This window comes from Bacteroides sp. 1_1_14, from assembly GCF_000162515.1.
Lineage (GTDB): Bacteria > Bacteroidota > Bacteroidia > Bacteroidales > Bacteroidaceae > Bacteroides > Bacteroides thetaiotaomicron.
Genome location: NZ_GG774710.1, coordinates 222618 through 234858, shown reverse-complemented (window position 1 = coordinate 234858; position 12241 = coordinate 222618). Strand labels below are relative to the sequence as shown.

4 protein-coding genes and 1 pseudogene are annotated in these 12241 nt (G+C 46.1%); 3 read left to right on the top strand and 2 right to left on the bottom strand.

The window, feature by feature from the left end; genetic code table 11:
- Positions 1–14 precede the first annotated feature (14 nt).
- Together HMPREF9007_RS04480 and glmS are read right to left on the bottom strand one after the other, a co-directional pair.
- A pseudogene (locus HMPREF9007_RS04480) lies at positions 15–1899 on the bottom strand (amidophosphoribosyltransferase).
- A gap of 38 nt (positions 1900–1937) precedes the next feature.
- A complete protein-coding gene (gene glmS, locus HMPREF9007_RS04485; protein ID WP_008763135.1) occupies positions 1938–3782 on the bottom strand; it encodes a glutamine--fructose-6-phosphate transaminase (isomerizing) in 1845 nt (614 codons plus the stop codon).
- A gap of 362 nt (positions 3783–4144) precedes the next feature.
- On the opposite strand from glmS, the gene gltB reads away from it, so the two are divergent.
- The 3 genes from gltB to asnB all read left to right on the top strand — a co-directional run bounded on the left by gltB (position 4145) and on the right by asnB (position 12114).
- The gene (gene gltB / locus HMPREF9007_RS04490; RefSeq protein WP_032850675.1) at positions 4145–8755 is read left to right on the top strand and encodes a glutamate synthase large subunit; all 4611 of its coding nucleotides are present in this window, start codon (positions 4145–4147) and stop codon (positions 8753–8755) included.
- 114 nt (positions 8756–8869) lie between these two features.
- Complete coding sequence (locus HMPREF9007_RS04495; RefSeq protein WP_008763133.1) at positions 8870–10210, top strand: glutamate synthase subunit beta; 1341 nt, start codon at positions 8870–8872, stop codon at positions 10208–10210.
- Positions 10211–10416: 206 nt separating this feature from the next.
- Positions 10417–12114, top strand: a complete 1698-nt coding sequence (gene asnB, locus HMPREF9007_RS04500; RefSeq protein ID WP_008763132.1) for an asparagine synthase B — start codon at positions 10417–10419, stop codon at positions 12112–12114.
- Positions 12115–12241: the final 127 nt, after the last annotated feature.

The following is a 12241-nucleotide window of genomic DNA, read 5'->3' as shown; positions in this document are numbered from 1 at the left end:
TCGTTGTATGGTTGTTAGAATTGATACATCTGCTCAATGTAGTTGATAAATGCCTGATTCACCATTTTTCACACCACCCGGCGTGGGATAGTTTCCACTGAAGTACCAGTCTCCCTGATGGTTCGGACAGGCTTCATGAAGTCCTTCCAACGGTTGGTAGACGATTTCCACTTTCGCTTTCGTTCCCTTCGGTGTCAGGAGTTCTACCATCTTGGCAGATATTTCTTCATCGGTGAACGGCGCATAGATATCCTTCACGTAATTCACCATTTGTTCTTTCGGCAATCCTACCTGATCTTTCGATTTCCGGTAGGCGGCAGCAATCACATCCTTCATATCCCGCTCTTTCAGGAGTTCGATGGCAGCTTTGAAAGCGATAAATTCGCTCATCTTCGCCATATCGATGCCGTAATAGTCCGGATAACGAACTTGTGGAGAAGAAGATACAATCACGATCTTCTTCGGACCAAGACGGTCGAGAATGCCGATGATACTTTGCTTCAAGGTAGTACCACGCACAATGCTATCGTCGATAATCACAAGATTGTCGACACCGGAAACCAGACTTCCGTACGTGATGTCATATACGTGGGCAGCCAGGTCATTCCGACTGTTTCCCTCGGCAATGAATGTACGGAGCTTAATATCTTTGATGGCAACTTTTTCACTGCGGATACGGCGGGAAAGAATGACCTCCAGCTCTTCCATATTGGGATGATGCCCCAATGCCGCAATCTGCCGTACTTTCTCTTCATTCAGATAGTCATCCAGCCCTTGCAACATTCCGTAGAAGGCAACTTCGGCCGTATTCGGGATAAAGGAAAATACAGTATGGTCCAAGTCGTTATTAATGGCTTTCAGAATATTCGGAACCAGTTTTTCTCCCAAGAGTTTCCGTTCTTTATAGATATCTACATCGCTGCCACGGGAGAAGTAGATACGTTCGAACGAGCAGGCGTGCCGCTCGCGAGGCTTGTTGATTTGTGAAGTCCGCAGTCTGCCTTCTTTGCTGATCAGCAATGCCTGCCCGGGTTGCAGTTCCTTGATTTTTTCTACGGGAACATTCAAAGCAGTCTGAATCACCGGACGCTCGGAAGCCAGTACGGCTATTTCATCATCCTGATACCAGAAAGCGGGACGAATACCCCACGGATCACGGATAGCAAAAGATTCGCCGCTTCCGGTGAGGCCGCAGATCACATATCCCCCATCCCACTCACGGCTGGAAGTACGCAATACGTTGGCCAGTTCGATATGTTCTTCTATATAATGGGTGACTCCCATCCCTGTCAGTCCTTCGGCTTCAGCAAGGTTGAAGAGGCGTTCCACTTCACGGTCAAGACGATGCCCCACCTGTTCCAACATGATATAGGTATCGGCATACTTGCGGGGATGCTGACCGATAGCGGTGATGCGGGCAAAGATTTCGTCTACATTCGTCATATTGAAGTTTCCACAGAGAGCCAGATTTTTGGCACGCCAGTTGTTTCTTCTTAAAAACGGATGTACGTACGAGATTCCGGATTTTCCGGTGGTAGAATAACGCAGATGCCCCATATATACTTCACCCGCAAAGGGCAAAGTACGTTTGGCAAATGCCGCATCATGCAACTGTTCGGAAGTGAGGTCCTTGAAGTTACTCTGTACAGCTTCGAAGATTTCGGTGATGGCACCGGAACCTAACGCGCGTTCGCGAAACATATATTCCTCACCCGGATTTGCTTCCAGCTTCACGCATGCCAGTCCTGCCCCTTCCTGCCCCCGGTTATGCTGTTTCTCCATCAACAGATAGAGCTTGTTGAGACCGTACATCCATGTTCCGTACTTTTTCTCGTAATACTCCAGGGGTTGGAGCAGGCGTATCATGGCAACGCCACATTCATGTTTCAATTGTTCCATTAATCTATCTCTTACTATTTGACTATTTACATTTTAAACTACTCGACTGTTACCGACTTAGCCAAATTTCTAGGTTGGTCTACATCCATCCCCTTACATACCGCAATATGATAAGCAAGCAACTGGAGAGGTACCGTAGTAATTAACGGATCAAGGCACTCGATTGTTTCCGGAAGTTCGATACTGCAATCGGCTATTTTACTGATCACCGTATCGCCCTTGGTTACAAATGCAATCACCTTTCCTTTTCGTGCCTTGATTTCCTGAATATTGCTAAGTACTTTCTCATACAACCCGTTTTGGGTAGCAATGACTACTACCGGCATTTCGGCATCAATCAGGGCTATCGGTCCGTGCTTCATTTCGGCAGCCGGATAACCTTCGGCGTGAATATACGATATTTCTTTCAATTTCAATGCACCTTCCAAAGCAACCGGATAACTATATCCGCGTCCGAGGTAAATAAAGTTATGCGCATAGGTGAAAGTTTTCGACAGTTCCGCCAGCTTATCATTCAGTTTCAATACTTCCTTCATTTTGCCGGGAATGCTATTCAATTCCCGTACAATGTTCAGGTATTGTGTCTCGTCTATCGTACCTTTCTCTCGGGCGAGAGTCAATGCCAACATGGTCAGCACAGTCACCTGTCCGGTAAATGCTTTGGTCGATGCCACTCCGATTTCCGGTCCGACGTGGATGTACGACCCCGTATGCGTAGCGCGGGGGATGGAGGAACCAATCGCATTACAGATACCATATATAAATGCACCCCGACTTTTTGCCAGTTCCACTGCCGCCAGCGTATCCGCCGTTTCTCCACTTTGAGAAATGGCAATCACCACATCGTGCTCATCGATCACCGGATCACGGTAACGAAATTCGGAGGCATACTCCACTTCTACCGGAATACGGCAGAAACTTTCAATCAGATGCTTTCCGATCAATCCCGCATGCCACGAAGTACCGCAAGCCACAATAATAAAGCGTTTGGCGTTCAGCAACTTTTCTTTATAGTCTATTACTGCCGAAAGCACCACATTATTGGCTTCCACATTGATACGTCCGCGCATACAATCGTGAATACAGTCCGGCTGCTCAAAAATCTCCTTCAACATGAAATGCGGATAACCGCCTTTTTCCAGCTGACCAAGCTTCAATTCTACTTTTTTCACTTCGGGAGTCATCTCCACATTGCTGAGATTGACTACCTTCAATTCTTTTCCCCGATTGATCACCGCTATCTCACCATCTTCGAGATACACCACCTTATCTGTATATTCTACAATCGGTGTGGCATCCGAAGCAAGGAAAAACTCATCTTCACCAATACCTACCACCAGCGGACTGCTTTTTCGAGCCGCAATGATTTCTTCCGGATGTTCTTTATCAAGAATCGCAATCGCATAAGCACCAATCACTTCATTCAAAGCCAACTGAACGGCAGTAAGCAGATCGACCTGATTGGCAACTTTCATATATTCGATTAATTGAACGAGCACCTCAGTATCAGTACTACTTTTAAAGACGTAACCTTTGGCTTGGAGTTTTTCTTTGAGAACGGCGTAATTTTCAATGATACCGTTATGAATGAGAGCGAGTTTTTCGGAAGAAGAGTAATGAGGATGAGCATTAACGGAACAAGGTTCCCCGTGAGTAGCCCAACGGGTATGGGCAATTCCGACTGTACCGGAAATATCTTTTTGTGTGACGAAATTTTCAAGTTCGGAGACTTTCCCTTTCGTCTTGTACACATTTAACTGTTGGTTATCACTGATCAATGCTACCCCTGCACTGTCATATCCACGATACTCCAGTCGCTTCAGCCCTTTAATAAGGATGGGGTAGGCTTTTCTTTTACCAATATAGCCTACTATTCCACACATATTATGATATTTTTATTTCGGGTGCAAATATACACATTCAAAATGACACAAAGATAACTTTTTCAATATTTATTTGACATAAGCACATAAAAAAGTTGCAAACACATCAAAACGTTAAATAATATATTATTTTAAGCTCAAAAAGAAACAAGTTACAATCAAAACAAAATAAAACCGGACAGACTGATAAATTATAAGCAAATCAGAGCATTTTGATTACAAATTAAAAGAATAAAGAAAAGGTATCTTATTTTGTGTCACACAAAACAAACAATACACTATCATTATGAAATTAAATTCCTAACTTTGCCGAACAATTTGATACATCAAACAGGTATTATCATACAATAAAGCTAAAAAGAATGAAGAAACAAGAACTTTTTAACAACGCAACAGGAAAAATCCCCTACCAACGACAGCCCGGACAAATGGGCTTGTATGATGCGGCATACGAACACGATGCCTGCGGGGTTGGTATGCTGGTGAACATTCACGGAGAAAAGTCACATGACATTGTTGAGTCGGCTTTAAAGGTATTAGAGAATATGCGTCACCGTGGCGCTGAGGGGGCGGATAACAAAACCGGCGACGGTGCAGGTATTATGTTACAGATTCCACATGAGTTTATTTTACTGCAAGGCATCCCCGTACCCGAAAAGGGACGGTACGGCACCGGTCTGCTTTTTCTACCGAAAAACGAGAAAGATCAGGCAGCTATTTTTAGTATCATTATTGAAGAAATAGAAAAAGAGGGACTTACATTGATGCATCTGCGCAATGTACCCACCTGTCCGGAAATTCTAGGTGAAGCGGCTCTGGCTAACGAACCGGATATCAAGCAGGTCTTTATTACCGGTTTTACGGAAACGGAAACCGCCGACCGCAAACTGTATCTGATTCGCAAACGGATAGAGAATAAAGTCAGATTGTCAGCTATTCCGACGAGAAACGATTTTTATGTCGTTTCGCTCTCGACCAAAAGTATTATATATAAAGGTATGCTCTCGTCATTGCAGCTACGCAACTACTATCCTGATCTGACGAATAGCTACTTCACCAGCGGCTTGGCTCTGGTACACTCCCGTTTCAGCACCAACACTTTTCCGACATGGGGACTGGCACAACCTTTCCGCCTGCTGGCGCACAACGGTGAAATCAATACCATTCGTGGCAACCGCGGATGGATGGAAGCCCGTGAAAGCGTACTCTCCACTCCTATGCTGGGAGATATCAAAGAAATACGCCCGATCATACAGCCGGGCATGAGCGACAGTGCTTCTCTGGACAATGTGCTGGAGTTTCTGGTCATGTCAGGATTAAGTCTGCCTCATGCAATGGCTATGCTCGTACCGGAATCTTTCAACGAGAAGAATCCGATCAGTGAAGATCTGAAAGCATTCTATGAATACCACTCTATCCTGATGGAACCTTGGGACGGACCGGCAGCCTTGCTTTTCAGCGACGGACGATTTGCAGGTGGTATGCTCGACCGTAACGGCCTGCGCCCTGCCCGCTATCTGATCACTAAAAACGATACGATGGTAGTGGCATCCGAAGTGGGCGTAATGGACTTTGAACCGGGAGATATCAAGGAAAAAGGGCGCCTGCAACCGGGCAAGATTCTATTGATCGATACAGAGAAAGGAGAAATCTACTATGACGGCGAATTGAAGAAACAACTGGCCGAAGCGAAGCCTTACCGTACATGGCTATCGACTAACCGTATCGAACTGGATGAACTGAAAAGCGGTCGTAAAGTGCCTCATCACGTAGAAAACTATGACCAGATGCTCCGTACTTTCGGCTATTCAAAAGAAGATATCGAACGGCTGATTATGCCAATGGCGAGCGCGGGTGCCGAACCCATCCACTCAATGGGTAATGATACGCCACTGGCTGTACTTTCCGATAAACCACAGCTACTCTACAACTATTTCCGCCAGCAATTCGCACAGGTTACGAATCCGCCGATCGACCCGCTACGCGAAGAACTGGTAATGTCTTTGACGGAATATATCGGAGCGGTAGGCATGAATATCCTGACTCCCAGCGAGAGTCATTGTAAAATGGTACGTCTGAATCATCCGATTTTAAGCAATACACAGCTGGATATTCTTTGCAATATCCGCTACAAGGGCTTTAAGACTGTAAAACTACCGATGCTGTTTGAAGTATCCAAAGGGAAAGCCGGATTACAGGAATCACTGAACAACCTTTGCAAAATGGCGGAGGAATCAGTTACGGACGGAGCAAACTACATTGTACTGACCGACCGTGACGTGGATGCAACTCATGCCGTTATCCCTTCATTACTGGCAGTAAGTGCCGTGCATCACCATCTGATATCTGTCGGCAAACGTGTGCAGACAGCATTGATTGTAGAGAGCGGAGAAATGCGTGAAGTAATGCACGCCGCTTTACTACTCGGTTTTGGAGCCAGTGCACTGAACCCGTATATGGCATTTGCCATCCTCGACAAGCTGGTAAAAGAGAAAGATATTCAACTGGACTATGCTACCGCTGAGAAAAACTATATCAAATCTATCTGCAAAGGTCTGTTCAAAATCATGAGTAAGATGGGGATTTCCACTATCCGCTCTTATCGCGGTGCAAAGATTTTCGAAGCTGTCGGACTCAGCGAAGAGTTGAGCAAGGCTTATTTCGGCGGACTCGGTTCCCCCATCGGAGGTATCCGCCTGGAGGAAGTGGCAAGAGACGCAATCGCTTTCCACGATGAAGGAGTTGAAGGAATGGAAAATGGAGAATTGAAAATGGAAAATGAAGCACCGCACGGCAACTCTCAATTTTCAACTTTCAATTTTCCATTATTAAAGAACAACGGACTGTATGCCTTCCGAAAGGACGGAGAGAAACATGCGTGGAACCCGGAAACCATCAGTACATTGCAACTTGCCACCCGCTTGGGCAGCTACAAGAAATTCAAAGAGTTCACTCATTTGGTAGACAATAAGGAGAAACCTATTTTCCTGCGTGACTTCTTAGGATTCCGTCGCAATCCTATATCCATCGAACAGGTAGAACCGATAGAGAATATTCTCCGTCGTTTTGTGACGGGTGCCATGTCTTTCGGATCTATCAGCAAGGAAGCTCATGAAGCAATGGCGATTGCCATGAATACCATTCACGGACGCAGCAACACGGGTGAAGGTGGCGAAGATGCTTCCCGCTTCCACCCGCTGCCGGACGGTACTTCCATGCGAAGTGCCATCAAACAGGTAGCTTCCGGACGCTTCGGGGTCACCACCGAATATCTGGTGAATGCCGATGAGATACAAATAAAAATAGCGCAGGGAGCTAAACCAGGGGAAGGCGGACAGCTTCCGGGATTCAAAGTGAACGACGTCATAGCCAAAACACGCCATTCCATTCCGGGAATCTCACTGATCTCTCCTCCTCCCCATCATGATATTTATTCGATTGAGGATTTGGCGCAATTGATATTTGACTTGAAAAACGTTAATCCACAAGCCAAAATCAGTGTCAAACTGGTAGCAGAAAGTGGCGTAGGTACCATTGCCGCAGGCGTGGCAAAAGCAAAAGCGGATTTGATTGTCATCTCCGGTGCCGAGGGTGGTACGGGAGCCTCTCCCGCTTCATCCATCCGTTACGCCGGCATTTCTCCGGAACTGGGACTGAGCGAGACACAGCAAACCTTGGTTCTGAACGGTCTGCGGGGACAAGTCGTCCTACAAGCCGATGGCCAATTAAAAACCGGACGCGACATTATCATAATGGCATTAATGGGCGCCGAAGAATATGGTTTTGCCACCTCCGCCCTGATCGTGCTGGGATGTGTGATGATGCGCAAATGTCACCAGAATACTTGTCCGGTAGGAGTAGCCACACAGAATGAGGAATTACGCAAACGCTTTCACGGGCGCAGCGAATATCTTATCAACTTTTTCACCTTCCTGGCACAGGAAGTCCGTGAATATCTGGCGGAAATGGGATTCACCAAAATGGATGATATTATCGGACGCACGGACTTGATTGAACGCAAATCCGACGAAAACGATCCGAATCCGAAGCACGCTCTGATTGACTTCACCAAGCTACTGGCACGTGTGGATAACAGTGCAGCCATCCGTCACGTCATCGATCAGGATCATGGTATTTCTACAGTGAAGGATGTGGCAATCATTGATGCTGCCCAAGAAGCGATAGAACACGAAAAAGAAGTTTCATTGGAATACACAATTGCCAATACGGACCGTGCGACAGGTGCCATGCTCTCCGGTGTCATTGCCCAAAAATACGGAGAGAAGGGATTGCCGGAACATACCCTGAATGTGAAATTCAAAGGCTCTGCGGGACAGTCATTCGGTGCCTTCCTCGTACCGGGAGTCAATTTCAAATTGGAAGGTGAAGCGAATGATTATCTGGGTAAAGGATTGAGCGGCGGACGCATTGCCGTATTACCGCCTATCCGCAGCAACTTCGAAGCCGAAAAGAACACGATTGCAGGCAATACCCTGCTCTATGGTGCAACCAGCGGCGAAGTCTATATCAATGGGCGCGTAGGTGAACGTTTTGCCGTGCGCAACTCAGGGGCTGTTGCCGTAGTGGAAGGTGTAGGCGACCACTGTTGCGAATATATGACCGGAGGCCGTGTAGTGGTTCTGGGGCAAACCGGACGAAATTTTGCCGCCGGTATGAGTGGCGGTGTGGCTTACGTATGGAACAAAGACGGCAATTTTGACTACTTCTGCAACATGGAAATGGTTGAACTGTCACTGATCGAAGAGGCCGGTTACCGCAAAGAACTGCACGAACTGATTCGTCAGCACTACCTGTACACTGGTTCGAAACTGGCACGTACCATGCTCGATGACTGGAACCATTACGTAGATCAGTTTATCCAGATAGTACCTATTGAATACAAAAAAGTACTACAGGAAGAGCAGATGAGAAAGTTACAGCAAAAAATAGCAGATATGCAAAGAGACTATTAATTCAAGTATTAGGTATTAAGTATTAGGTATTAACCATAGCTTCAAACATCTTTAATCCATATAGTTAATACTTATTGCTTAATACCTATTACCTAATACTTATTACTTAACAAGATGGGAGATCCTAAAGCTTTTTTAAATATACCTCGGCAAGAGGCGGGATACCGCCCCGTTAGCGAGCGCATCACTGACTATAGTCAGGTAGAACAAACATTGAATACGAACAGCCGTAAATTACAGGCATCACGGTGTATGGATTGCGGAGTACCTTTTTGTCACTGGGCTTGTCCAATAGGCAATAAACAGCCGGAATGGCAGGACGCTTTATTCAAAGGAAAATGGAAAGAAGCGTATGAAGTGCTGTCATCCACTTGCGACTTTCCGGAATTTACAGGACGTATCTGCCCTGCCCTCTGTGAGAAATCCTGTGTACTGAAACTATCCTGTGACCAACCGGTGACTATCCGTGAAAATGAAGCTGCCATTGTAGAAGCCGCCTTCCGTGAAGGATATATACAGGTGCAGCATCCCCAAAGAAACGGCAAAAAAGTAGCAGTTGTCGGTGCCGGTCCGGCCGGATTGGTAGTTGCCAACCAACTGAATCTAAAAGGATACACCGTAACGTTATTCGATAAAGATGAAGCTGCGGGAGGATTATTACGTTTCGGTATTCCAAACTTCAAACTGGACAAAAACGTAATCGACCGCCGCATGAAAATACTTGCCGCAGAAGGTATTCAGTTTGAAATGGGAGTAGAAATAGACGTTAACCATTTGCCGGAAGGATTCGATGCATATTGCATTTGCACGGGTACACCGACTGCCCGTGATTTAAGCATTCCGGGACGGGAGTTGAAAGGAATCCATTTCGCACTGGAAATGCTGGCGCAACAGAACAGGATTCTGGAAGGACAAACTTTCCCCAAAGACAAACTGGTGAATGCCAAAGGCAAAAAAGTGCTTGTGATCGGCGGTGGAGACACCGGTTCGGACTGTATCGGAACCAGTGTACGACAGGGAGCAACCAGCGTCACGCAAATTGAAATTATGCCCAAACCTCCCGTCGGTCACAATCCTTCTACGCCCTGGCCGCAATGGCCGGTAGTTTTCAAAACGACCTCCAGCCATGAAGAAGGTTGTACCCGTCGCTGGTGCCTGACTTCCAATCAGTTTTTGGGTAAGAACGGTAAAGTAACCGGCGTCGAGGTGGAAGAAGTAGAATGGACACCGGCAACAGATGGCGGACGTCCGACCATGAACCTCACAGGGAAGAAAGAAGTAATCGAAGCAGATATGGTGCTGCTGGCCATGGGGTTCCTGAAACCGGAACAACCGAAATTTGCAGAAAACGTATTCCTTGCCGGAGATGCAGCTACCGGAGCAAGCCTCGTAGTACGGGCGATGGCAGGAGGACGAAAGGCTGCTGCGGACATAGATCACTATTTGGTGAAGTAACCCTTACAGCAAGGAACACCATGAAGTTTATAGACTATTATTTATTCGTTTGACCTAGGTTGAACGAAACAACAACCTAGGTTGAACTAAAAGATGACCCAGGTCAAACGAAAGGAAAAGCCAGGGAAAACGAATAAATAGTAACGAACCGACTTTAAAAAAACAGAGAATCAACAAATTATATTAACTTCCAAATACTCAAAGTTATGTGTGGAATAGCAGGTATACTCAACATAAAAACTCAAACCAAAGAGCTAAGAGACAAAGCACTGAAAATGGCACAGAAAATCCGTCATCGCGGACCGGACTGGAGCGGTATCTACGTAGGTGGAAGCGCCATTTTGGCACACGAACGCCTCTCGATAGTTGACCCGCAAAGCGGAGGACAGCCCTTATACTCCCCCGACCGGAAACAAGCGCTCGCCGTGAACGGTGAAATCTACAACCATCGGGATATCCGCGCCCGCTATGCCGGACAATATGATTTTCAGACCGGAAGCGACTGTGAAGTGATTCTTGCCCTTTATAAAGATAAAGGCATCCACTTTCTGGAAGAGATCAGCGGAATTTTCGCCTTTGTACTTTATGATGAAGAAAAAGACGAGTTCCTCATTGCACGTGATCCTATCGGAGTCATACCTTTATATATAGGAAAAGACAAGGATGGCAAAATCTACTTCGGCAGTGAACTGAAAGCACTCGAAGGATTCTGTAATGAGTACGAACCATTTCTTCCGGGACATTACTTTTACAGTAAAGAAGGCAAAATGAAGCGTTGGTATACACGCGAATGGACAGACTATGAGTCTGTAAAAGACAATGATGCCAAAGTCAGTGATGTAAAAGAAGCATTGGAAGATGCCGTTCATCGCCAGCTGATGAGTGACGTTCCCTATGGAGTACTTCTTTCAGGTGGTCTAGACAGTTCTGTGATTTCAGCTATCGCCAAAAAATATGCAGCAAAACGTATTGAAACAGACGGAGCAAGTGACGCCTGGTGGCCTCAACTACATTCTTTTGCCATCGGTCTGAAGGGGGCGCCCGATTTGATAAAGGCACGTGAAGTGGCAGAATATATCGGTACGGTTCATCATGAAATCAATTATACGGTTCAGGAAGGGCTGGATGCTATTCGGGATGTTATCTATTTTATCGAGACGTATGATGTGACTACGGTACGTGCCTCCACTCCCATGTATTTACTGGCACGTGTGATCAAATCGATGGGGATCAAAATGGTATTGAGTGGTGAAGGTGCCGATGAAGTTTTCGGCGGTTATCTTTACTTTCACAAAGCTCCCACTCCGAAAGATTTCCATGAGGAAACGGTACGCAAGTTATCAAAACTGCATATGTATGATTGCCTTCGTGCCAATAAGAGTTTATCAGCCTGGGGTGTAGAGGGACGTGTCCCATTTCTGGACAAGGAATTTCTGGATGTAGCGATGGCGTTGAATCCAAAAGCTAAAATGTGCCCCGGAAAGGAGATTGAGAAACGAATTGTACGTGAAGCTTTTGCCGATATGCTACCGGAAAGCGTAGCATGGAGACAAAAAGAGCAGTTCAGTGATGGTGTGGGATATTCGTGGATTGATACCTTAAGAGAGATTACAGCGGCTGCCGTCAGTGATGAACAGATGGAACACGCTGCCGAACGTTTCCCGATTAACACTCCGCTCAACAAGGAAGAATATTACTACCGGAGTATCTTTGAAGAGCATTTTCCGAGTGAAAGCGCAGCCCGCAGCGTACCAAGCGTACCAAGTGTGGCTTGCTCTACAGCAGAAGCGCTGGCATGGGATGTAGCTTTCCGTAACCTGAATGAACCAAGCGGCAGAGCAGTGAGAGGAGTGCATGAAGAAGCCTATGCCGAAGAGGTAAATAAATTTGTTGAAAAATTTTAGATGTCTGAAATAAACTCATATCTTTGAATATATATTCATCAGTTTGTAAAGTCAGGAATAAAAAGTATAGACTTCTATGCATAAAAAGCTGTCAATTAACGCAGATTAGCATAATAACAGGCTGATC

Coding starts and splice junctions, on each gene's coding strand:
- HMPREF9007_RS04495 (WP_008763133.1), top strand. CDS start 8,870: ATGGGAGATCCTAAAGCTTTTTTAAATATACCTCGGCAAGAGGCGGGA.
- asnB (WP_008763132.1), top strand. CDS start 10,417: ATGTGTGGAATAGCAGGTATACTCAACATAAAAACTCAAACCAAAGAG.
- glmS (WP_008763135.1), bottom strand. CDS start 3,782: ATGTGTGGAATAGTAGGCTATATTGGTAAAAGAAAAGCCTACCCCATC.
- gltB (WP_032850675.1), top strand. CDS start 4,145: ATGAAGAAACAAGAACTTTTTAACAACGCAACAGGAAAAATCCCCTAC.